22 protein-coding genes and 1 pseudogene are annotated in these 24,722 nt (G+C 31.2%); 5 read left to right on the top strand and 18 right to left on the bottom strand.

Translation table 11 applies throughout. The features are described from left to right. From ACTS9J_RS06245 to ACTS9J_RS06190, 12 genes are read right to left on the bottom strand one after another with little or no spacing between them, the layout of a single operon-like run. The gene (locus tag ACTS9J_RS06245) at positions 1 to 726 is read right to left on the bottom strand and encodes an ABC transporter ATP-binding protein (protein ID WP_221854825.1); all 726 of its coding nucleotides are present in this window, start codon (positions 724 to 726) and stop codon (positions 1 to 3) included. A gap of 21 nt (positions 727 to 747) precedes the next feature. Next, a complete protein-coding gene (locus ACTS9J_RS06240) occupies positions 748 to 1,734 on the bottom strand; it encodes a BtrH N-terminal domain-containing protein (protein WP_448353043.1) in 987 nt (328 codons plus the stop codon). Next, on the bottom strand, positions 1,718 to 2,122 hold the full coding sequence (locus ACTS9J_RS06235) for a hypothetical protein (RefSeq protein ID WP_125350383.1): 405 nt from the start codon (positions 2,120 to 2,122) through the stop codon (positions 1,718 to 1,720). The genes ACTS9J_RS06240 and ACTS9J_RS06235 overlap by 17 nt, the downstream gene beginning before the upstream one ends. Then, positions 2,119 to 2,574, bottom strand: a complete 456-nt coding sequence (locus ACTS9J_RS06230; RefSeq protein ID WP_114999652.1) for an ABC transporter permease — start codon at positions 2,572 to 2,574, stop codon at positions 2,119 to 2,121. Before ACTS9J_RS06230 ends, ACTS9J_RS06235 begins: the two co-directional genes overlap by 4 nt. 4 nt (positions 2,575 to 2,578) lie before the next feature. Continuing rightward, a complete protein-coding gene (locus tag ACTS9J_RS06225) occupies positions 2,579 to 3,019 on the bottom strand; it encodes a hypothetical protein (protein ID WP_114999650.1) in 441 nt (146 codons plus the stop codon). Between the two features lie 3 nt (positions 3,020 to 3,022). Continuing rightward, positions 3,023 to 4,162, bottom strand: coding sequence for a beta-ketoacyl-ACP synthase III (locus ACTS9J_RS06220; RefSeq protein WP_280049818.1), 1,140 nt, complete (start codon positions 4,160 to 4,162; stop codon positions 3,023 to 3,025). Position 4,163: 1 nt separating this feature from the next. Then, entirely contained in the window at positions 4,164 to 5,075 is a 912-nt protein-coding gene (locus ACTS9J_RS06215) for a dialkylrecorsinol condensing enzyme DarA (protein ID WP_448353042.1), read from the bottom strand. Between the two features lie 50 nt (positions 5,076 to 5,125). After that, positions 5,126 to 5,995 carry an LpxL/LpxP family acyltransferase gene (locus ACTS9J_RS06210; RefSeq protein WP_291046920.1) on the bottom strand — a complete coding sequence of 290 codons (870 nt, stop codon included), beginning with the start codon at positions 5,993 to 5,995 and terminating at the stop codon, positions 5,126 to 5,128. 5 nt (positions 5,996 to 6,000) lie between these two features. Further along, positions 6,001 to 6,249: an acyl carrier protein gene (locus ACTS9J_RS06205; protein WP_038332291.1), complete on the bottom strand. Its 249-nt coding sequence runs from the start codon at positions 6,247 to 6,249 to the stop codon at positions 6,001 to 6,003. A gap of 1 nt (position 6,250) precedes the next feature. After that, complete coding sequence (locus ACTS9J_RS06200) at positions 6,251 to 7,477, bottom strand: beta-ketoacyl-[acyl-carrier-protein] synthase family protein (RefSeq protein WP_291046922.1); 1,227 nt, start codon at positions 7,475 to 7,477, stop codon at positions 6,251 to 6,253. A 5-nt stretch (positions 7,478 to 7,482) separates the two neighbouring features. Beyond that, positions 7,483 to 8,214, bottom strand: coding sequence for a 3-oxoacyl-ACP reductase FabG (gene fabG, locus ACTS9J_RS06195; RefSeq protein ID WP_291046923.1), 732 nt, complete (start codon positions 8,212 to 8,214; stop codon positions 7,483 to 7,485). A 3-nt stretch (positions 8,215 to 8,217) separates the two neighbouring features. Next, complete coding sequence (locus ACTS9J_RS06190) at positions 8,218 to 9,732, bottom strand: HAL/PAL/TAL family ammonia-lyase (RefSeq protein ID WP_038332296.1); 1,515 nt, start codon at positions 9,730 to 9,732, stop codon at positions 8,218 to 8,220. 88 nt (positions 9,733 to 9,820) lie between these two features. On the opposite strand from ACTS9J_RS06190, the gene ACTS9J_RS06185 reads away from it, so the two are divergent. Continuing rightward, positions 9,821 to 11,062: an NAD(P)/FAD-dependent oxidoreductase gene (locus ACTS9J_RS06185; RefSeq protein WP_291046926.1), complete on the top strand. Its 1,242-nt coding sequence runs from the start codon at positions 9,821 to 9,823 to the stop codon at positions 11,060 to 11,062. 84 nt (positions 11,063 to 11,146) lie between these two features. Further along, a complete protein-coding gene (locus ACTS9J_RS06180) occupies positions 11,147 to 12,013 on the top strand; it encodes a cupin-like domain-containing protein (protein ID WP_291046928.1) in 867 nt (288 codons plus the stop codon). 10 nt (positions 12,014 to 12,023) lie between these two features. Here the strand turns inward: ACTS9J_RS06180 and ACTS9J_RS06175 are convergent, their stop codons facing one another. From ACTS9J_RS06175 to mtaB, 4 genes are all read right to left on the bottom strand, one after another. Then, entirely contained in the window at positions 12,024 to 13,154 is a 1,131-nt protein-coding gene (locus ACTS9J_RS06175; RefSeq protein ID WP_291046930.1) for a carboxypeptidase-like regulatory domain-containing protein, read from the bottom strand. Positions 13,155 to 13,208: 54 nt separating this feature from the next. Further along, positions 13,209 to 13,817, bottom strand: coding sequence for a porin family protein (locus ACTS9J_RS06170; protein WP_221855012.1), 609 nt, complete (start codon positions 13,815 to 13,817; stop codon positions 13,209 to 13,211). Between the two features lie 98 nt (positions 13,818 to 13,915). Further along, positions 13,916 to 14,446, bottom strand: coding sequence for a DUF4136 domain-containing protein (locus ACTS9J_RS06165; protein WP_114999525.1), 531 nt, complete (start codon positions 14,444 to 14,446; stop codon positions 13,916 to 13,918). Between the two features lie 111 nt (positions 14,447 to 14,557). After that, complete coding sequence (gene mtaB / locus ACTS9J_RS06160; RefSeq protein ID WP_038332401.1) at positions 14,558 to 15,895, bottom strand: tRNA (N(6)-L-threonylcarbamoyladenosine(37)-C(2))-methylthiotransferase MtaB; 1,338 nt, start codon at positions 15,893 to 15,895, stop codon at positions 14,558 to 14,560. Between the two features lie 59 nt (positions 15,896 to 15,954). On the opposite strand from mtaB, the gene ACTS9J_RS06155 reads away from it, so the two are divergent. Beyond that, a complete protein-coding gene (locus tag ACTS9J_RS06155; RefSeq protein ID WP_286496118.1) occupies positions 15,955 to 17,538 on the top strand; it encodes an ABC transporter substrate-binding protein in 1,584 nt (527 codons plus the stop codon). A 232-nt stretch (positions 17,539 to 17,770) separates the two neighbouring features. Next, positions 17,771 to 19,354, top strand: coding sequence for an FMN-binding glutamate synthase family protein (locus ACTS9J_RS06150; protein ID WP_416411037.1), 1,584 nt, complete (start codon positions 17,771 to 17,773; stop codon positions 19,352 to 19,354). A gap of 48 nt (positions 19,355 to 19,402) precedes the next feature. Here ACTS9J_RS06150 and ACTS9J_RS06145 read toward each other — a convergent pair whose 3' ends face one another. Then, positions 19,403 to 20,872 (bottom strand): helix-turn-helix domain-containing protein, encoded by a 1,470-nt coding sequence (locus tag ACTS9J_RS06145; RefSeq protein WP_448353041.1) that lies wholly within the window; start codon positions 20,870 to 20,872, stop codon positions 19,403 to 19,405. 229 nt (positions 20,873 to 21,101) lie between these two features. On the opposite strand from ACTS9J_RS06145, the pseudogene ACTS9J_RS06140 reads away from it, so the two are divergent. After that, positions 21,102 to 23,414 (top strand): annotated as a pseudogene (locus ACTS9J_RS06140) (outer membrane beta-barrel protein). Positions 23,415 to 23,489: 75 nt separating this feature from the next. Here the strand turns inward: ACTS9J_RS06140 and odhB are convergent. Further along, a complete protein-coding gene (odhB, locus tag ACTS9J_RS06135) occupies positions 23,490 to 24,722 on the bottom strand; it encodes a 2-oxoglutarate dehydrogenase complex dihydrolipoyllysine-residue succinyltransferase (RefSeq protein ID WP_185096030.1) in 1,233 nt (410 codons plus the stop codon).

Here is a 24,722-nt window from a genome sequence, read left to right as displayed (position 1 = left end):
TCACGATAATTTAGTTAAATTAACAAAAGCTTCCTCCAAATTATATACATTCACTTGCTTGATTAATTCTTTCGGTTCAGCTGTAACAATTGATTTTCCTTGATTCATAATCGTGACTTGCGTACAAAAATCTTCGGCTTCTGCCATATGATGAGATGTATAAACAATCGACATTCCTTGTTGATGAAGCTCTTGTAAATAGTCTAATAATGCAATTTTTGATTGTATATCAACGCCAACAGTTGGCTCATCTAAAAAAAGAATTTCTGGCTGATGAAGAATTCCTGCCAATAAATTAATGCGACGTTTCATTCCTCCCGAAAAAGAATCAATTTTTTTATCTAAAAACTTACTCATTCCTACTTTTTCAGTCAAAAGCTGAATCTTTTCGTGTAATTCTTTTGAAGGAACTTTATAAATTTTTCCAAAAAATTCTAAATTTTCTCTCGCTGTCAACGTTGGATACAACGCATATTCTTGCGGAACAATTCCAATGATTTTTTGAATCTTTTTTAAATCTGTTTTTTGATTTAAATTTTGAATCACAACATTACCAGAAGTTGGTTTAATCAATCCAGAAAGTATCGACATCAAGGTTGTTTTCCCTGCTCCATTTGGACCAAGTAAACCGTGAATTTCGTTCTGTTTTATCGTCAAAGAAAAATCTTCTAGCGCAAAAACATCAGAATTTTTATATTTTTTATATAATTTTTCAATTTCAATCATCTGTGACTAAATTGCTTTTCTTTAACGTTTAAAAAACGATTCTTCCAAATCTGCTAATTCCAATAATTGATCCGAAATCACATCGTAAATATCTTGTGCATTGTTTCGTTTTTTATAAACTCTTGATGCATTTAGAGCTAAATCTCGCCATTTATCCCCAATTGCAGAAATTTCTAAGGCAAAATCATTCAGATTTGGTTGATTCAATTTTTGTGAAGCTTCTTGTAAAAAAGCAGCATAAATATAACGAAAACCTCCACCTCCTGTCCCAATCTCTTCTTGCATTCGAATCATTTGTGCCAAAAAATAATTCGTTTTTGCATTCCCAATTTTCTTTGGCATTTTTTTAATTCGTTTCGCAACCATTCTGATTCCTCGAACACCAACAATCGGAACTGGTGCTAACATTTCACGACACATTTTCTTAATTCCTTTTTTGATTGCTTTCTCAAAATCTATATTTTCTGGAATAAATTCAGGATAATATAAATGTCCTTTTGGTGCTAAAACACCTTTCGAAAAACGCACTTTTTCTAACTCATTTTCAGTCAACTTTGTCGTTTCTTGCATCACAGGATCACTGATTAAATACGTTTGATCTTGCTTACCGAAAACAACTAAATTATGTCCGTTAAAATGAAATTTATATTCTTCTGGAAAATAAGTTAAATTATACACACCAACCTGTAAGCCGCAAGGTCGATTGGCCAAAAGCTGTTCATCTAAGAATGTTTGGGCAGATTTTGTAGAGCGAAATTTATGACGTTTAACCTTTATACCAAGATTTTTTGCTGCACGATTAAAAATCATTCCTGGCATCGGACGATAACTAATTGCAGGTGCGTGATTGACTTTTAGAAAAGGTAAAAACACAAAAAAAAGTCCTGAGCCAATTCCAAAAATCATTGGTTCTGAAATCTCAATTCCTTTATTTTTTAATAAATTAGATGCTACTCCATTTTCGCAATGTGCTGATTGAAAATGTTTAAAATCAGTTATGGTTTCCATCAAAGTTTTTTAATTCATCAACCGAAATTTCAAAAGCTTCGGCATATTTTTTTAGTGTTGATTCTTTTAATTTTGAGAAAACAGTTGGTTTCGCATGTCTTTTGACAAAAATCTTCCAAATTTCGACATAATTAGACAAAATTTCCCAATCCATACGTTTCAATTCCATGAAATATAAAATTGGACTTGCTTTTCCATCAATTACTTTTTGTCTTGCTTCCTCTATACGTTCCTCCAAAATTTTTAAGGTTTCGGACTGAACAATATTCTTCGCTTCCCAACCCGCACTCAATGTTTGGGAAAATTCTCCCTGTTCATCAATTGCGTAATAAACTTCGTTGAAATTCTTGAGATGTCCTTTATCTTGTGGTACTTCAGATTGTTTCATTTTTTATGGTTTTGAAGCATTAAATTCATTGTAGCTGTCGCAATTATTTCGTCATTCAATATAACTTTTGCTTGCATCAAACTAATTGTAAATTCATCGTAATCAAAAACTTCTAACAACGTTGCTTTTGTTATAATGGTTTGATTAACTTTTGGCAATTGCATAATTTCAGCTTGTTTAATCGAACTAATAAAACCTATTACATCACCTTTATGTACATCAGAAAAATTGATAAAATAATTTTGTCCAATAATTGTCGAACAAACTTGCGCCATATTTTCCAATAAACCAACTTCTGCAAAATATTCGTTCTGAATAAATAATTGATTCGATTTTATCGTAAATAAAGCTTCAACATAGGTTTTCTCAATCCAAGAAATCTTGTCTACAAAAAGCATTGGTTCACGATGTGGAAGAAATTGTTGAATATCAATTTCCTGATTTACTTTCATAAAATTATGTTTCTGCAATCACTGTTTTCATCTCTCCTTTTGCAATTACTTCTCCTTCTATCTTTGTTTCAATCGAAACCAAAGTCACTCCCATTACTTCGTGCAAAATAGTTGCTGTTGTTGTTAAATTCTCATTCACTTTTGGCAAACGATTAATCTCTATTGATTTCATCGAGCCAATATATCCTGTTGGAACCGATTCATCTCGAATGTAAAATTGATAACCTGTATACAAAGCAACTGTTTGTGCCATGTGTTCTAATATTCCAGATTCTTTCAATTGATTATTTTCGACAAAAATCGAATCGTTTTTGACCGTTAAGCCTCCAACAACTTTTTCCTCTTCATATTCAAAAATAGCATCTACCATAATAATTGGTTCACGCTGTGGAATCAATTGTTTGATAAATCCTATTGTATGATTGGGTAATTGTATTTTATTCATTTTTTAAACGACTGTTAAATAGACGTACGAATACGAAAAACGCCCACTTTCTGGTACACAAAGCATAATACGATCTCCTTTTTTAAGATTTCCGTCTTGAAATAGTTCGTCAAGCATCAAAAAAACAGACGCTGAACCCACATTTCCAACTTTGCTTAAATTCATAAACCATTTCTCTAACGGAATATAAATATCTCTCTTACAAAATTCGTCATATAAACCTTGAACAAAATAATTTGACGAGACATGCGGTAATAAATAATCAATTTCATTTGAAGATAATTGATGTTTATCCATTGCAGCTTTCATGCTTTCTACGCCTTTTATCAAAATATTATCATTCAGAACTTTGACATCTTGTTTCAAAGAAAAAACGGATTCTTTTAACCATTCTTCCGAAGAAAAATCGCTCCAAGATTTCATTTCTCCATTCGGTAATTTATCACCTCCGGCATACATACATGTTTCCAATTCGTGTGCGTAAGAATAAGATTCCATCCACTCTATTTTAAGCGAAATCGAATCTTCGTTTGGTTGATTTTGCAATAAAAAAGCTGCGGCCCCATCTGATAACATCCAACGTAAAAAATCTTTTTTGAATGCTATAATTGGTTGCTCTTCTAATTCTTTTAAATTCTCAACTTCATGCTCAAATTTTTCTGCTTTCATCCATGTCGAAACTCGCTCAGAACCTGAACAAACTGCATTTTTAGAATTACCTGACTTTACCGAAAGATAACCAAATTTCAGCGCATTCATCCCCGAATTACAAACTCCCGAAGAAGAATTTAACTCTACCGAAACACTATTTTGCAATAAACCGTGTACCATCGCGGCATGAGAAGGCAACAACAAATCTGGCGTTGAAGTCCCACAAGACAACACTTCTACCTCATTTTTTGTGAACTGTGTATCAAATAAATTTGTAATTGCATTACTCGTCAATTCGGCATTAGAATGTGTGACATTTCCAGTTTTATCGAGAGCGTAATAACGCGTTTTGATTCCATTATTTCTTAAAACGATTCTTCGAGCTTTTGAAGGAATTTGATTAATTTTTCCTAAAAAATCTTCCATTTCTTCGTTAGAAATTGGTTGATTTGGCAAAAACTTCGACGTTTTCGTTATATATACATTTTGCATATTATTCTATTCCTTGAAAATATTTTACCTGTTTTTTATATTTAAAATAGTTGAACGGATAAAATATAATATATAACAAATTTACTAGTGGAGATATTATCCAAATAGCTAAAATTAAATAATAATAAAAGAATTTCAAATACTTTTCTCGCTGTTTACCTTGTTTAGAATCAATAATTTTAGACCAAACTTTAAACATTCGATTCCCTTTTGTATCAACAGAAACTAAAAAAGGTTTTACCTCAACGGCTCCAGATTCAATTAAGTTTTCTTGTAGATTAGAGTAATTATTATTTTGGATTGAATTTAGAATAATTTTACCAAATCTTCTACTTTCTTGAATAGTTTTTTCACTAATTCCTGGCAAAGGCAACAAATTGAACATTCGTTTTTTAACGCCCGAAAACATCCAATTTACAATTGTCATTGCACTTACTAAATTTGGTGTATGATCGACCAATGCGATGTTTCCGACTAATTTAGACTGTCGTTCTTTTAATATGGTTTTGATTTTTTCTTGTGCCAAAAACCACATATTTCGCGAACCACTAATTGTAATTATTTTAGAATTTTCTAAAATTTGCTGTACTTGTTTATCCTTTAAAAAAGAATTTATTGGAATAGATGGTGATAAAAACCAAACTTGATAATACAATAAAATTAAATCATATTTCTGATTCAAGATTTCAGTCGGAATTGGTTTAATCTTCTTTTCTTTTTGAAGAAAACTATCTGGAAAAGCATTGAAAAAAGAATAAAAATCCCACGGAAAAGGAAATTCCTCTTCCATTTCTATCTTGTATTTCGTTAAATTAATATCTTGATTTTGAACTAAATCATATGTTGTTTGATCGACAATCTCATTTAACTGTCCTGACTGAGAGTAATAAACAACTAATACGTTGCATTTCATGTAAAAGTTTAGGTTTTTTAGTGGTTTGAAAATTCATATTGTGGGCTAATTTACATCCAAAAATCGAAATAATTAAACCATTGATAAGGATATTTTTTTACAATGGTTTCTAGATTGACGCAAAACTCTTTCAAAAGTGCATTTGCATCACGATGTTTGAAATTTGCTTGACGCGCATATAAGTGATAGTGTAGATTTTTTTCCTTCATTACATACACAAAAGCAACGGGCACTTTCAAGCGAGAAGCAATAGAAAATGGTCCTGCAGGAAAATTAGCTTGTTTTCCAAGGAGCACTTCAGACATCGTTTTATTTCCCTCGAAATAACGATCTCCTGTAAAACAAATTAATTCGTTTCGACTAAGCGCATTATTTATTTCGAAAATATGAGATAAATCTTCTTGAATCAAGATAAACTTTACCGAAGGTTTCTTCGAAATACTTTCTAAATATTCTTTGATAACATTTCGTTCTAAATCTGTTGTAACCAAATTAATTTGACAATCAAAGTCAATATCTGCAAAAAAATGTTCAGCAACTTCGAAATTACCAACATGTGCACTTATTAAGATTCCGCCTTGTTTTTGATTCAATAGATTTCTTAATAATTCTATTCCATCAAATTCGTACGAATATTTGTTACGTAAACCTGCATTAATCGCTGTTTTATCAATCAAGGCTTGTCCAAAAGTATAGTAACTTTTGTAAACACTTAAAATTGATTTGAAAACCGAAAAATTTAATCGATAACGAAAGTATTCGTAAATAGATTTGTTACTGCTATAAGCCGTTATAAAATAATAAAAAGCTACAAAAATTAAGACTGAGTAAGCAGCCTTAATTCCGAGCTTTTTCATAACGTTGACAAATATTTTGTATCCCAGGACCGTTCCTTTAGAACGACCATCCCATTGTTTCATATCTGTTATTTATTCTCTAACTTTTGTTCTACAATTGCATAGAAATCTTCAAAAGTTATCATATTTTGAAAATCTTCTTTAATTAATTTCACACCGAAATTAGATTCAATGATTACCACTAAATCAACATAGTCCAAACTATCTAAATCTAAAGATTCTTTAATATTTTTTTCCTCTGAAATCACAGAAGGATCAACTTCAAATTCATCAATTAAGATAGCATTTAATTTTTCAGCGATTTTACTTTTCACCATATTAGGAGTTAAATTTTTTAATTACTAAGGCAGAATTCGTTCCACCAAATCCAAAAGAATTTGACAAATATACATCAAATTCTTTATTTAAGGTTTCTTTAACAATGTTTAATTTAACTGAATCTTCGTCTGCTTCTTCGAAATTAATATTTGGTGCAATAAAGTTATTCATCATCATTAAGTTAGAATAAATAATCTCACTTGCTCCTGCCATCCAACATTCGTGTCCCGTCATCGATTTTGTAGAACTTACAAAAGGTTTCGTTTTTCCAAAAACTTGGTCAATCGCTTTTGCTTCGTTCGCATCACCAACTGGCGTAGAAGTCGCATGTGCATTGATATATTGAATTTCATCAGCAGAAATTTTTGCTTGTTTCAACGCTCTATTCATTGCAATTGCTGGCCCATCTACATTTGGCGTAGAAATATGTCCACCATTCGACGAAAAACCATAACCCAAAACCTCAGCAATAATTGGCGCACCACGTTTTACTGCGGATTCATAGCTTTCTAAAATCAATGTTGCTCCACCTCCACTCGGCACCAATCCATCACGATTTTTATCGAAAGGACGACAAGCTTGTGTAGGATTTGCTTCATTTTCGGAAAAAACACCCAAACCATCAAAACTTGCCATTGCATACTTATTAATCTCCTGTGCTCCTCCACAAATAATCATATCTTGCAGACCATCTTTGATCATCATATAACCTAATCCAATCGAATGCGAACCACTTGCACAAGCTGCACTAATCGTAAAACTAATTCCAGTCAACTCAAAAATTGTTGCAAGATTCATGGTTACAGTAGAATTCATTGACTTGAAAATCGCTCCAGAACCAATTAATTCAGTATCTTTTTTCTCACGAACAATATCTATTGCATCAATAATTGCTTTTGAAACACTATCGTTTCCATATATAATTCCGACCTCGTTAGTCTTGATATACTCTTCCGTCAAATTAGCATTTTTCAACGCTTCTAAAGTTGCCATATAAGCGAACTCTGTTTCTTGACCAATTGTAATTCGTTGTCGACGATTCAAAAAAGGTTTCAAATCTGGTACTGGAACAGTTCCCGTCAAAGCTGATTTAAAGCCAAATTCTTTGCGTACTTCATCAAAAATAATTCCTGATTTTCCTTGACGCAAAGATTCTGTTACCTCTTCTAATGATGTTCCTAAGCAAGAATAGATGCCCATTCCTGTTATTACTACTCTTTGACTCATTTTATCTAAGAATAAATTCCTCCATTTATATTAATAACCTCTCCTGTGATATAACTCGATTTTTTAGAAACCAAAAAGCTTACCAAATCAGCAACTTCTTCGGCTTTTCCAAAACGATTTGCTGGAATCAACTTCTTTAATTCTTGTTGATCCAATTCATCTGTCATATCCGTTTCGATAAAACCTGGTGCAACAGCATTCACAGTTACATTACGTTTTGCTATTTCTTGTGCCAATGCTTTCGTAGCACCTATCACAGCAGCTTTTGCAGCAGAATAGTTTGTTTGTCCTGGCGTTCCTTTCAAACCAGAAACAGAAACTATATTAACAATTCTTCCGAATCTATTTCTCAATAATGGATTAATAAAGAAATGAGTTACGTTGTAAAAACCATTCAAGCTTGTATTAATCACATTTGACCAATCTTCTTGAGAAATCCACATAAACAAATTGTCTTTCGTAATACCTGCATTGTTTACAATAACTTCTACAATTGCATCTGTATTTTTCTCTGTCCATTCGGTTAAAACTTGTTGCGTTTGATTTGCATCAGCCACATCAAATTTTAAAATTTCTCCTGTTCCTCCTAATGCTTCAACTTCTTTCAAAGTCTCTAACGCAGCAGCTTCATTCGAATTATAATTTATCAAAAGATGATAATCATGTTCTTCGGCAATTTTCAAACAAATTGCTTTTCCAATTCCACGAGAACCACCTGTTACAATTGCACATTTCATGCTTTAGTTTACTTTATTATTTAGTAAATATTTTTTAACTTCCTTAAGATAAGGATAAATCACCTCATCTTCTTTAAATACAGGAACAATTTTACGAATCGAATCATAAAATGCTTTCCCTTTCGAAGATAATTTATCTTGTATTTGTAGAAATTCTATCGCTTGCGTTACAGCCATACTCTGAACCGTCAACACTTCGAACGTATTATCAATCACTTTTGCACAAATCGTAGCCGCATTTGTTCCCATACTCACAATATCTTGATTATCATTGTTGTTTGGAATACTATGCACATACATTGACGTAGAAAGTGTTTGATTTTCAGCTGTTGTAGAAGTCGCCGTAAATTGAGCAGCTTGCAAACCGAAATTAAAACCAAGCGTTCCTAAATTGACAAAAGGTGGTAAAATATTATTGATTTTTGGATTGACTAAATAGTTTAATTGACGTTCACTTAGCATTGATAGACGCGTAACAGCCAATTTTAATTTATCCAATTCTAATGAAACATAATCGCCATGAAAATTTCCTCCATGATGAACAGTTTGATTTTCAACATCGATAATTGGATTATCACTCGCCGAATTTATTTCATTTTCTAGTACTTCTTTCGCGGCATTCCAAGTATCATAAATTGGTCCTAAAATCTGAGGAACACAACGCAACGAATAATATTCTTGTACTTTTTCTTCAAAAATTTTCTCAGTACGTTCTTGATATAATTCGTCTGCACGTTTTTTGACTAATTTGCTATCATTCAAAAAATCGGTCATTTTATTCGCCACATAACGTTGACCAACATGTTGTTTAGCCTCGTTCAACGGTTTTGAATAATGATCATCAAAAGATTGTACAATTTCATTCATCATCGAGCTTAACGTAATCGAAAGATTAATTAATTGATTAACTTTAATCAAATTTACCATTCCAATTCCCGTCATTACCGAAGTTCCGTTCATAATTGATAAACCTTCGCGAATATGAACTTCTATTGGTTGAAGATTTTCAAGTTCAAACACTTCTTTCGTCGATTTGATTTCTCCTTTATAAAAAACTTCTCCTTCTCCAATTAATGTCAAAGCCAAATGCGCCAATTGAACCAGATCTCCACTAGCACCAACGCTTCCATGTTGATAAATGACAGGTAAAATATCACGGTTTACTAATTCTTGCATCAATACTAAAACTGAAGGATGAATCCCAGAATATCCCAACGAAAGCGTATTAAAACGTGCAATAACCGCAGCTTTTGTTTGGTCTAACGTCAACGGTTCTCCAATTCCTGTACAATGACTTCTGATTAGATTATATTGAAGCTGAATTGTATTTTCATCTTCAATACGATATTGTGCCATTGGTCCAAAACCTGTATTTACGCCGTAAATTATTTTATTTTTTGAAAATTCTTTTAAAAATTTAAAACTATTCTCCACACGATCAAATGTTGATTTATCAAGCAATAATTTTTTATTCTCAAAAAGTATGTTTTCTATAGTGTCAATTGTTAATTTTGTCATGTTATTGATTAGGTAAAAGATTTATCGATTTTGGTTATTTACTCCCTCAATCAGTTGCAAAAATAATTAAAAAACTATACAAAAAGTCATGATTGAAAATACAGATGTTTTAATCATTGGTGCAGGACCTTCGGGATCGGTTGCAGCAGCCTATTTAAGAGAAAAAAACATTAAAGTTATTGTTTTAGAAAAAACTCAATTTCCCAGAATTGTTGTTGGTGAAAGTTTGATCCCTCGCTCTATGGATCATTTTGAAGAAGCTGGATTGTTACCTTATTTAGAGAAACAAAATTTCGAAGTAAAACCTGGTGCGAGATTTATTCGAGGCGAACAAATTTGTATTTTCGATTTCAGTAAAAAGTTTGGGAAAGGACAAGATTGGACTTGGCAAGTTCCGCGTGCTGATTTCGACATGACTTTAGCTGATGCAATTATAGACAAAGGTGCAGATTTGCGTTTTAATGAAGAAGTAATTGATGTTCAATTTGAAGGAAAAAAATCGATTACAACTGTAAAAAAACAAAATGGAGAAACGTATCAAATCAATGCAAAATTTTTGATTGATGCGAGTGGATATGGACGCGTTTTACCACGATTATTAAATATTGATAGTCCATCAAAACTAAATCCACATTCAGCAATTTTCACACATATTAATGATGTTCGTCGCCCTGAAGGTCAAGAAAGAACGCAGATTTCTTTTGATATTATTGAAACGAAAGTTTGGTTGTGGGTAATTCCTTTTTCGAATGGAAAAACAAGTGTAGGGATCGTTGGCCCAACAGATTATATCAATCAATTATCAACCAATCAAGATACAACAGAAGCTTTGCAAAATGCAATTCAAAAATCCGATTTTTACGTCAATCGTTTTGGTAATTTACCATTTGAATTTAACCCAATTTGGTTAAAAAATTATTCCGCTGCGGTGACTAAAATGTTTGGAGATGGTTATGTTTTGACAGGAAATAGTACCGAGTTTTTAGACCCTGTCTTCTCTTCTGGTGTTTGTTTCGCAACAGAAAGTGGTTTGAAAGCTGCTAAGCTTGCTATTAAAGAAATGAATGGCGAAAAAGTAGACTGGCAGACAGATTACGAAGATTATATGAAAGAAGGTATCGATGTTTTCACCACTTATGTGCAAGAATGGTACACAGGAAATTTGCAAGAATTATTTTTCCATCAACCTGAAAATCCTGATGTCAAAGAAAAAATTTGTGCTGTTTTAGCGGGATACGTTTGGAACAAAGAAAATCCATTTGTAAAAAAACACAATAGTGTAATTCGGAATATGGCGTATCTGATTCGAATGGTTAAAGAAACAGAATAAATGAAAAGTCAACAATATGTTGGCTTTTTTGTTTTTAATTCAGATAGATTCTCTATTTTTGAGTAATCCAATACTTTAAAACGCATGCAATTTCAGACTATTGATACAGTTGAATCAATTTCGAAAGAAGATTTCATCAAAAATTATCTCAAAAAAAGGAAACCTTTGTTATTGAAAGGTTATGCGAAGAATTGGAAAGATTTTGACAAATGGAATCTCGATTATATCAAAGAAAAAGCTGGAGAACAAATTGTACCTTTATACGATAGCAAACCTGCTGATGCTAACAAAAGTTCGGACACTCCTGCTACACATATGAAGTTTAATGAATATGTAGATTTGATCAAAAAAGAGCCCTCTGATTTGAGAATTTTTTTCTTTATCATCAAAGATAAAATTCCCGAATTACTCAAAAATTTCACTTATCCTGATCTAGGTTTAAAATATTTTGAACGTTTACCAACATTGTTTTTTGGAGGAAGTGAAGCCAAAGTTTTGATGCATTATGATGTCGATATGACGGATTTCATTCATTTTCAGTTCCAAGGTGATAAACGAATTTTGTTGTTTGATCCAAAACAATCCAAAGCTTTATATAAAGTTCCACTTTCTGTACATACAATTTACGAAATTGATTATGATCATCCTGATTACGAAAAATTCCCAGCTTTGAAATACGCAAAAGGTTTTGATTTTGTCATGAATCATGGCGATGCTTTATTTATCCCACGCGGTTATTGGCATTATAATCGTTATTTAGAAGCAGGATTTTCAATGTCTTTACGCGCCTTTCCTAATGAGTTTTTTCAAGTGATGAATACCATTTATCATGTATTTATTATGCGCTATACCGATAAATTGATGCGCAAGATTTTTCAACTAAAATGGATTCATTTTAAAGAAAAATGGGCAATAAAGAAAAGCCATCGTTATTATGGAATTAAGAAATAGGTTTTAAATATTACTCAATTTTATAATCCATAGGAACCATGTTTGCTATTTTTTCCCAGCTCCAATATCCTTCAACAACCAAATTAGCAGGATGGTAATATGTACCATTTTCTTCAATTTTTAATAAATCGCTTTTTATAGCGAAAATAGAAAGTTGGTTCGAAATATATTTTGCACCATTCTGTTTTGCATAGTCCAAATCCTCTTTTTCATTTTTATATTCAACTGAATATAATCCTTTAAAATTAAGATACTGATCATTATTATCAACGATTTTCAAACTATCATATGGAACTTTTTGATTAACTAAGTAAGTAATTATTTTTGGAGGAACTTTACCTTCAATTCTACCTCCTAACAAAGTTTCTTCTTTAAATTTTATGTATTCAGGATTATCCTTGCGAATCAATCGTTTTATATCATATCCTTCTTCCTCAATTTTATTCTCATAAACTGCTTTCATAAAATGAGTAATACTTCCTAAATAAGATTTACGACGATTTTCTTGCCATTTTTTTTCTTTAGAAGCTGATGATTTTAACTCAGTAAAAAGTGCTGTTCCAAGAGTTAAGACATAATTTGACTTAAAATCAACATTAAAATCAACCAAGTCATACTCGATTTTATAACCTAAGTAATTGTTTGTAATGATTAAAGGATTTCTAGAAGTAGCAGATAATTGTCGTGTATTTTTATCATATTTAAACCTTAAGTCTTTCGAATTTTCTATTTTGCATTTTTTTGCAGCTTCATTACTTCCCAAAAACAATTTCAAAAAAGTCTGATAATAATACAACCAATCTTCTTTAGATATTGCTTGAACAACTGTTTCTTGCAACGCTACCACTTCAGGTTCTAAAACTACTTTATAAAATGTAATTTGATTTGTATTAACATTCAAAATATAATTTTCAAACAAACTTGCACGAACAATTAAGTTATATTGTCCATTAGGAAGACTTAGTTCAAATTCACCTTTTTCGTTCGTTTTTGATTTAATCGTAGAATTATCGACATAGATTTCAGCATTAATAATTGGAAGCGATTTTTCATCAATCACTTTTCCTTTAATTGTATTTTGTGCAAATAGATTACTACTAATTAAGAAAAAACCTAAAATAATAATTTGTTTAAAATTCATTGACTAAATTTTAAAACAAGATAATAAAAAAACCGCTATAAAGCGGTTTTGAATTTATTTGAAGAAATATGTAATTCCTAAAGTTAAAAATGATGAACGATTTGTTCCATTATCCCAACGTTTATAGTCGTAAGTATCTATTAAACCATATTGATAGCGTAAATTAATTTCGTATTTTCTATCAATAGAATAACCTCCACCGATATTAAAAGCTAAATCAAACGATTTTGGAACATTATTTTCTCTTTCAGGTTCATTTTCATCAAATTTTTCTGATACTTTGAAACCTAATTGAGGACCACCTTCAACGAAGAAATCTTTTCCTTGATCATCAAAATAGTATTTATACATAATTGGAATATTGATATAATTTAAGAAAGCTTTGTATTTCTCTCCACCTTCTTTATATAACGAATATTCACCTTGAGTAGTATATAAAACTTCAGCTTGTAAATAATGATTTTCGTTTCGAGTAGTTAATTGATATTTTGCAACTCCTCCAACTAAAAATCCAACTCTCTCTTTAGAAACTCCATGAACAATAGTTGTGTTACTAAGTCCAACACCTCCTTTAACTCCAAATTCGATTTGAGCAAAAGAAAAAGTAGATAAACTTAAAAGAAATAAACTTAATAGATTGGTTTTTAAATTTTCATAAGTTATTGTATAATTTTAACAAAATTAAAGCTTTTTTTAATACAAACTTCATTTCATAAAAAAAGCTCTCCAAATGAAGAACTTTCTATATTATTTTCGAAAATTTATTTTTTTGGTTGAGGAGGAAATTTAGCAAGAATTTCTTCAATTGCTTTCGGGATTCTTTCCGCTTTAGCACTGATATTACTCAAATTAAGATCAGAACCAACACCTTGCCAAACCAATATATTACGTTTATCATCAATAATGTCTATTACAATTGTTCCTGCTTGATAAGAAGAAACGCTATTTCCGCCGTAATATCCGCCATAGTAACCATAAGGACCGTAGCCCCAATTGTTATTATTTACAGAAACTTGTTCTTTAGAACTTGTCAATAAATTAATAACTAAGTCTGCATCAGAACTTACTTTTGTAAATCCTTTTGTAGCCATTTGTGCATCAATTGCTTTAATTAGTCGATTCTTATCCAAATCGTTAACCTTTAACTTATCTAATCCTTTTTGGTGAAAAGTATAAGTTTTATATGAAGCAAAATTTGTTGATCTGTCGTAATCTGTACTTACTTGAACTGTTCCACAGCTTGTTACAAATAATGACAACAAAATTATAAAAGTAAAGTGTATAATTTTCATGACCTTGATTTTTTATTTAAAACTACAATTATTATTCCTAAATGTAAAGGTAAATCAAAAAAAAAAGAAGCTCAAAATACATGAACTTCTTTTTAACTAATATTTACAATTTTATTTTGCTAATTCTAACTCTTGAATTTTCACTTCAACAATTCCATTGTGATTGATTCTAACCAAATCTACAATTTGCGTTTCGTTGACTAATTCAGGATTAAAATCTGTCTGAACTTTTACATAATTTTCTGTAAAACCAAACATTTTCCCGTCTTTATTATCATGTTCCCAAAGCACTTTTTGAGTAGAATTTAATTGAGACTGATAAAAAGCTTGACGTTTTTTCTCTGATAAAATTCGTAACATTTTATTACGACGTTTACGTTCTCCTTGATCTACAACTCCTTCAAATTCGATCGCTTCTGTATTATCACGCTCCGAATAAGTAAATACATGTAAATAGCTAATTGGTAATTCGTTTAAGAAATTATATGTTTCCATAAACAATTCTTCTGTTTCTCCTGGAAAACCAACAATTACATCTACACCAATACACGCATTTGGCATCACTTCGCGAATTTTTGTTACACGATCTAAATAAAGATTAGATAAATAACGACGTTTCATTTTCTTCAAAATCTCATCGCTACCAGATTGTAATGGAATATGGAAATGCGGAACAAATCTATTACTTTTTGAAACAAAATCAATTGTTTCATTTTTTAATAAATTTGGTTCAATCGAAGAAATTCTGATTCGTTCTATCGCATCAACTTGATCTAATTCTTGTACCAATTCCAAGAAAGTATGTTCGTGTTTTTTATTCCCGAATTCACCTTTACCGTAATCACCAATATTTACACCCGTTAATACAATTTCTTTGATTCCTTTTTGTGCAATTTCATTCGCATTTTTGATAACATTTTCTACTGTATCTGAACGCGAAATTCCACGAGCCAAAGGAATTGTACAATACGTACATTTGTAGTCGCAACCATCTTGCACTTTCAAAAAAGCACGCGTACGATCACCGATTGAGTATGAACCAACGTAAAAATCGGCTTCTTCAATCTCACAAGAATGTACAATTGTTTCTTCTTTTTTATTGATATCGTCTAAATATTCAGCAATATTAAATTTTTCTGCAGCTCCTAAAACCAAATCAACACCTTCCATTTCCGCAATTTCTTGCGGTTTCAACTGCGCATAACAACCTACAACGACAACAAAACCTTCTGGATTTGCTTTCATTGCATTTTTCACAATCGTTCTGCACTCTTTGTCTGCATTTGCGGTTACCGAACATGTATTTATCACGTACACATTCGCAGAATCTGTAAACTCAACCTTCTGATATCCATTATCTTTCAAGTTTCTTGCGATCGTCGAAGTTTCAGAAAAATTAAGTTTACATCCCAATGTATGAAATGCAACTGTTTTAGTTTGATTATTCATAGCTGCAAATTTAAGAAATTATCCATAGTTTTGAAACATAAATAAATCAGCTATTCAAAATGACTAAATACTTTATCTACATTATGTTATTCGTTTCAATATTTTCGTGTTCTAAGAAAATTGAAATCGATGAAAACAAAGTATTTAAATTAAATCGTTACGATAATATTTCTTCTTTAGATCCTATCAATGCACGTACACAAGCCAATAATTGGGCATGCAATTTAATGTACAATAGTTTAGTGAAGATTGATAACGAACTAGAAATTCAGCCAGATATTGCAAAATCTTGGACAATTTCTGAAGATGGAAAAACGTATTCTTTTACTTTGAGAAATGATGTTTTTTTTCATAAACATGAAGCTTTCGGAAAAGATTCGACTCGAATTGTAACGGCTTCAGATTTCGAGTATAGTTTTAATCGTTTAAAAGATCCGAAAGCTGGAGGTTCTGGAGGTTGGATTATGAATAATATTGATTCATATAAAGCGATAAATGATACACTTTTTGAAATTAAATTAAAAGAGGCTTATCCTGCATTTTTGGGATTAATTTCGATGAAATATGCTTCGGTTGTTCCGAAAGAATTATTCAAAAATGGAAACGATGAATTCTTGAAACATCCAATTGGTACAGGCCCTTTTCAATTTAAGATTTGGGAAGATAATGTGAAAATGGTTTTTAGAAAAAATCCAAAGTATTTCGAGTTTGATGAAAAAGGACAACGTTTACCATATTTAGAAGCGGTTAATTTATCATTTTTACCAGAGAAAAATTCAGAATTTTTAGAATTAATCAAAGGTAATTTGGATATGATGGCAGATTTGGATCCTTCTTATAAAGATGAAATTTTAAATCCAATCGGAGATTTGAATCCAAAATATTCAAATATTTTAACGATTCAAAAAGTTCCTTATTTAAGTACCGTTTATTTATGTTTTTATCTTGATGCGCCCAATGCAGTTGATTTGAAATTGCGTCAAGCATTAAATTATGGAGTTGATAAAAACAAAATCATCAAATATATGATGAAAGGTCAAGCTTTTGAAGCAGATGGAGGTTTCATTCCGAAAGGTTTACCAGGTTATTCGCCAGAAAGTGGTTACAAATATTCTCCCGAAAAAGCACGTGAACTAATCAATAGCTATAAAAAAACGAACGAAAAAATTGTACCAATCGAGCTGACAACTGTGCAAGAATATGTAGATGTTTGTGAATATATTGCGGCAGAAATGGCAAAATTAGGCTTACCAATAAAAGTGAATGTTGTACCTGGACCAACGATGCGCGATGGAAAAGCAACGGGAAAATTTACGTTGTTCCGCGCAAATTGGGGAGCAGATTATCCAGATGCCGAAAACTTTTTGTCTTTATATTATTCGAAAAACTTTGCGCCAGAAGGTCCAAATTATTCACATTACAAAAATGGTGAATTTGATAAAATGTACGAACAAGCATTTTTGACCAATAATCTAGACGAACGTGCCAAAATTTATCAAAAAATGGATGCATTGATGATGCAAAACGCTCCAATTTTGCCATTATTTTATGATCAAACAACGTTATTTTTGAATAAAAAAGTTAAGAATTTTTCGATGGGACCAATCAAATTATTGGATTTAACGAGAGTTTACAAAGAATAATTCTTTTGACATTTCTCAAAAAGTTTGAACATCTTTTAAAAAAATCTAAATAATATTTCATTTTATTTCACGACATTAGATAATTGTTAACTTATTTGAAATAATGGGTTTTCTCTAACGTTTGAAATCAACAATTTAAAAGAAATTATTTCAGAAATATAGGCGTTAAACCGAGTTTTTTTAGATATATTTGACACCAAATTTTTAATCAAAATCATTTAAATTTTTACTTATGAAAGTAAGACAACTTTTCGTAGTAGGATCTATCGTTACTCTTGTTGCAATTGGAGTAATCTCTTATTTTTGGCCAGGTATCTTATGGTCTTTAATAATTATTCTTCCTTTGATTGCTTTAGGATTTGCAGATATCTCGCAAACAAAACACGCTATCAGAAGAAACTTTCCAATTATTGGACATGGACGTTATTTGTTAGAAAGTATTCGTCCAGAAATTATGCAATACTTTGTTGAAACGGATACTGAAGGGAAACCTATTGACCGTTTGATGCGTAGTATGGTGTATCGTCGTGCAAAAAATGTAATTGACACAGTTCCTTTTGGGACGCAATTAGATGTTTATGAACCAGGATATGAGTGGTTAAATCACTCGATGTATGCAGGAAAAATCAAACATGCTGATGATCCACGTGTAAAAGTTGGTGGAAGCGAATGTAAACAACCTTATTTAGCAAGTTTATTAAACATTTCTGCAATGTCTTTCGGTTCGTTAAGTGAAAATGCTGTATTAGCAATGAACAAAGGAGCCAAATTAGGAAACTTTGCGCACAATACAGGTGAAGGGGGAATTTCTCCATATCACTTACAGCCAGGTGGAGATTTGATTTGGCAAATTGGTACAGGATATTTTGGATGTCGTGCAGCTGATGGTGGTTTCGATCCAGATAAGTATGTAGAGCGTGCTACTTTACCAAATGTAAAAATGATTGAGTTGAAAATTTCTCAAGGTGCAAAACCAGGTCACGGAGGAATTTTACCAGCAAATAAAAATACTCCAGAAATCGCTAAGATTCGTGCTGTAGAACCATATACAACTGTTGATTCTCCTCCATCTCACTCAGCTTTCTCTGATGCAGAAGGAATGTTACATTTCATCAAACAATTAAGAGAATTATCAGGTGGAAAACCAGTTGGATTTAAATTGTGTATTGGGATTAAACGTGAGTTTATCGAGATTTGTGAAGCAATGATTAAAACGGGTATCAAACCAGATTATATTGCAATTGACGGTGGTGAAGGAGGAACTGGAGCTGCTCCTGTAGAGTTTTCAAACTCTTTAGGTATGCCTTTGTTAGATGGTTTAGCTTTTGCAGTTGATACTTTACGTGGTTATGGTCTTAAAAAAGATATTCGTGTTGTAGCTTCTGGAAAAATTATTTCTTCTTTCCACATTGCTCGTGCAATGGCTATTGGTGCGGATTTAGTTTATTCGGCTCGTGCAATGATGATGGCTGTAGGATGTATCCAAGCATTACAATGTAATACAAATACATGTCCTGTTGGTGTTGCGACGCAAGATCGTGAATTAATGAAAGGTTTAGACGTAGAAGATAAAGCAACTCGTATGTATAATTTCCACAAGAAAACAATGCATATTTTATCTGAGTTAATTTCTGCAACAGGTGTTAAATCTCACAGAGATTTCAATCGTTATCACGTAAATTTACGTATCGACAATACACGTATTATGTCTTACGATCAATTATACCCAATTGTAGAAGAAGGTGCATATGTAGGAATGTCTGTAGAAGATGTTTTACAAGAAATTAGAGTTCGTACATTAAGTAAAGTGAATTAATCAATTTCATATAATAATAAAAAAAGCAATCCAATTGGATTGCTTTTTTTATTTAATAATATTCCGTAAATATTGAGACGGTCGAAAACCTGTATGATCCAAAAAAGCATCTGAAAAAGTTTTTCTCGAATTAAAACCTGTTTCTTCTGCCAACGCATCAATTGTGTATTTTTTGATATTTGGCTCATTTTCAATTCGTTTCAAAAGGTAATTAATTCTCAATTCATTGATATATTGGTTAAAATTTTTCGATCTCGAACGATTAATATAATTTGACACAATTGTTCGATTGGCGTTCAATTCTAGAACCAAATCATTCAACGAAAATTTTGGATTTAGAAACAACTTTTGTTCTTCAAACAATTGCAAACTTTGTTCGAAATCTTCATCAATTTCAACTTCGAATTTTGTTTTTTCTAATTGATTTTCTTCCTTAATATCTAACTCAAGTATTGTTATTTCATCAAGACATTTTTGTAAATAATTCTTCTTTTTTTGATGTTTTTGATTCATTTTATAAAAAACAATTCCACCAAAAATTAGAATTACTACTAAACCAAAAAATGAAGTTCTTTTGAAGTTTTGATTCTTTTCTTTCAATAAATTTCGTTCAGTTTTCAGGAATGTATTTTCATATTTCTCGAGATTTGGTTTCAAAACAGTATGATCAGCCACATAAAATAAACTATCAAAAGACAATAAATTATTTACAGATAATAATTTATCTCGACTATTTCCATATTTCTCGTTGTATTCAACTACTCGTTCATAAGAAAGTCGCAGTTCTTCATCAAGAATTTTATATTGTTTTGAGAATTCCACAACATTTTCAAAATATTGGATTGCTTCTCTATTTCGCTTTTGTTGATATAAAATTTCACCTAAAAATTGCTCCGAAATCACATACCATTTGATATCATTTTGCTTCCAGAAAGCTTGTTGTGCTTTTTTCAATGTATTAAATGCCGAATTATAATCTTTTTTGTAGAAATCAATAATTCCTTTATTCTTCAAAGCATATTGATAATTTACCGTATCAACCGTTTCGGATAATTCAACTTTATTGTAATAATCACTTTTGTTCAGATGATTTGTTTTGCTATATAAATAAGACAATTTCCCAAGAATGGAAAGGTAAATGCTGAACGATTTTGGTTGCTCTTTATGCTTTTCAAAATAAGGCAAAGAAGTTTCGTACAACGTTATAGATTCGTTGGTTTCATGCAAGCTTTCTTTTGTTTTCGCAATTCCGACGAGCGAAGAATAAAATGTAAAATCATCTTTTATTTCGGTTGATAGTTGTTTCGAAATGGTAAAATTTTTCAAAGCATTATTGTAATTACGTTGCTCCAAAAAATAATTTCCTTTTTCGATATAAGCTTCACTCAACACAACTTTATCATTCAATCGATAAGCTGTTGAAATCGTTGAATCAATAATTCGAAGATTTTCTTCAACCAAATCATTATTCTTTTGACGCAAAAATTCAGCTTTATCATTTTGTGTTTTTCCAAACATATTTATTGAACTGAATATGAATAGAATAACTGTGATAAATTTAAGAAAACTATTTTCCGAAATTATAAAACGTAACATATTGTATTTCTTTAATTTGAATAACATTGTAAACAATTATCATTTGACACCAAGTTGATAAAAAACATTTAAAAATATAAATTAAAATTGTTCAAACAAAAATTTTACTTCCTCTAAATGTAAGTAAAACAATAATCAACACAATTTTATTATGAAATTTTTACAATTAATTCTCATTTTGATTAGTTCTTTTGCTTTTGCACAAGAAAAATATTCGATTACAGGAAATATTTCATCAGAAAATGAGTCAAAAACAATTCACGCTAAAGTTATTTTACACGATGAATTTCAAAATGTTATTCAAACAATTGAAACTAAAAATTCAAATTTTAACTTTGAAAATTTAGAACCAAAAACTTATTCAATTTCAGTTATTTATGACAATAATATTCAAGATGAAGAACCTTTTTATTTGAACGAGAATAAAACATTTTACTTAAATATTGATGAAACTGTACAAATTAATGAAGTTGTAATCAATGGAAAAAAAGAAACTTTCAAAATAAAAAATGGCAATTATACTATTGATGTCGCCAATTCAAATTTTAATAAACTTGCTACAACTAAAGAATTATTTTCAAAATTACCAAGCGTCATGTTAGGCGCAGATCAAGAAACATTGACAATTATTGGAAAAGGAAACCCTTTGTTGTATTTGGACGATCAACAAGTTGATTTTTCTACCATTTCGAGTTTAGCAATTGAGGACATAAAATCGATTGAAATCATCAAAAACCCTTCAGCGAAATATGAAGCAAATGGAAAATCTGTCGTAAAAATTAATCTAAAGAAAAGTAAAAAAGAAGGTTTAAAATTGACTTTGCAAGAAACATTATCGTTCAAAAGAAAGTTTAATAATTATTTCAATTCGACTTTTCAAATTCGTAAAAATAAAAGCGAATTTAAACTAAACGCATCTTATAATCAACTAAATCCGTGGGAAGGAAATGGATTCGATTATCGCATAAAAGACAAAAATATTCAGTCCAATTATTTCATAAAATCTCAAACGAAACGTCCACATTTTATTGTAAACACAAGCTTTTTTCAAGAATTAAATAAATCTGGAGATTATTTTTCGTTTGCTATTAATTCAAATTTCAGAAAAGATAAAGGTTTGATTGATACCAAAACAGAATATACCGAAAATAATGAAAATAAATCTATTTTAACGTTAAATGATAATGAAAATCATCGAAATTTTGTGAATACTTTGATGAATTACAATAAAAATATTCAATCAATTGACGCAAGTATTTTAGCAGGTTTGCAATACACGATTTATAACACAGGAACGACATATGATTTTTACAATAAGATAAATGAGAATGATGTAGAGTACAATCAATCGCGCTATCAAAAATATCGTCTTAAGGTTTTTGCAGGAAAATTTGATGTCGAAAAAAAGTATGAATCTGATCAAAAGATTGAATTTGGAGGACGTTTTACGCATGCAAAATCAGAAACAACTAATCAAACGTTTTTTCCTCAAAAATTATCAGAAGAATTTCTCTATAAGTTCAAAGAGCTAAATCTTGCAGCCTATTTGCAATACACAAAAAACTATGAAAAATGGAATTATAAAGCTGGATTAAGAACATAAACGACTAATTCTAAAGGTTTTGATGAAATAAAACAACTTTCGGATATTGATAAAAAATACATCGATTGGTTTCCGAATGCAGAAATTAATTACACTTTTGATAATAAAAATGCGTTAACAATTTACTATAAACGTACAATTGATAGACCGAATTACAGCAATCTTTCTTCTGGGAATTTGTACGGAAGTCCTTATATCGAATACAGTGGAAATTTTAATATTTTACCTACTTACACCGACACATTTTCAGCGAATTATTCATTAAAAAAATGGAACATGAATGTGACGTATTATCAAAGTAAAAATCCGATGAATTATACATTAATTTATAATGATGTGAGAAATATTTCAACATTTACAACGATTAATTTCGAAAAAGAAAAAAACATTTCTGTTGCTTTGGATGTTCCATTCGAATATAAATTTTGGTCAACACAAATTAGTTTAGCTATAATTTATAGTAAAATAATTGATGAAAAAGCTGTGTTAAAAAAATCGATTCCGTATATCTATTTATACTCTAATCACAATTTCAAATTGGGAAAAGATTTCAACTTTATGGTTAATGGATATTGGTTAAGCAAACGAACTGAAGGAATTTATGATCGAAATTCTCAAGTTATCGTTAATCTTGGATTGACAAAATCATACAAAAACTTTGATTTTTCTATTCGTTTCAATGATTTATTCAAACAAATGAAATTTAGCGAAACACTGAATTATGATAAAATAAGTTCTAAAAATCTATTTTTAGTCGATTATCAAGAACTATCAGTTAGTGTTAAATATAATTTTGGCCGATTGAATAAAACCATCTCGAAAGAGAATAAAGTAAATGAAGAGGAAGGGAGAATTAGGTAATCTCAACTTATAAACCAAAAAAGCCATTCTTTCGAATGGCTTTCAATTTATGGATTGTTAGAATGTTTTTATGTATTACAATTCTAAAGCTCTTTTAGCGTCACCTCCCATTAATACGTTTAATGGATCTTCTACCGCTTCTTTAACAGCAACTAAGAATCCTACAGATTCGCGTCCGTCGATGATACGGTGGTCATAAGATAAAGCAACATACATCATTGGAGCGATAACAATTTGTCCGTTTTTAACAACTGGACGCTCAACGATATTGTGCATTCCTAAGATACCTGATTGAGGTGGGTTGATGATTGGTGTAGACATCATAGATCCAAATACACCACCATTAGTGATTGTAAATGTACCTCCTGTCATTTCATCAACAGAAATTTTTCCGTCACGTACTTTGATTGCTAAATCTTTGATAGATTGCTCAACACCACGGAAAGTTAAGTTTTCTGCATTACGTACAACTGGCACCATTAAACCTTTTGGTCCTGATACTGCAACAGAAACGTCAGCAAAGTCAAATTTTACTTGGTAGTCACCGTCAATCATAGAGTTTACGTCTGGGTATAACTCTAATGCGCGTGTAACTGCTTTTGTAAAGAAAGACATGAATCCTAAACCAACACCGTGTTTAGCTTTGAATTCGTCTTTATATTGGTTACGTAAAGCAAAAATTGCAGACATATCAACTTCGTTGAATGTAGTTAACATTGCAGTTTCATTTTTAACAGAAACTAAACGTTGTGCAATTTTACGACGTAATGATGATAATTTTTTCTCTGATTGAGCACGAGTTCCTTGAGTAGAAGTTCCCATTGCTGGTGTAAAACGAGCTGCATCATCTTGAGTGATACGTCCGTCACGTCCTGAACCTTTTACTTGAGAAGCATCGATACCTTTTTCGTCTAAAACTTTTTTAGCCGCTGGAGATGGAGTTCCCGTAGCGTAAGTTGCAGCTGGAGCAGCAGGTGCTGGCGTAGCAACTGGAGCTGGAGCAGCTTTTACTTCTTCTTTAACCTCAGCTTTTGGTGCTTCTGCAGCTGGAGCGCTTCCTCCTTCTGGTTTAGCAGCTGATGTATCAATAAGACAAACAACTTGTCCTACTTCTACAACATCACCTTCTTCCGCTTTCAAAGTGATAATTCCACTTTCTTCTGCTGGTAATTCTAATGTTGCTTTATCTGAGTCAACCTCAGCAATTGCTTGGTCTTTTTCTACGTAATCACCGTCTTTTACTAACCACGTAGCGATCTCTACTTCTGTGATTGATTCCCCTGGTGATGGGACTTTCATTTCTAACAT

Source organism: Empedobacter sp. ULE_I140, from assembly GCF_053482575.1.
The sequence above is the reverse complement of the archived record's forward strand: the minus strand, read 5'-3'. Positions and strand labels throughout refer to the sequence as shown.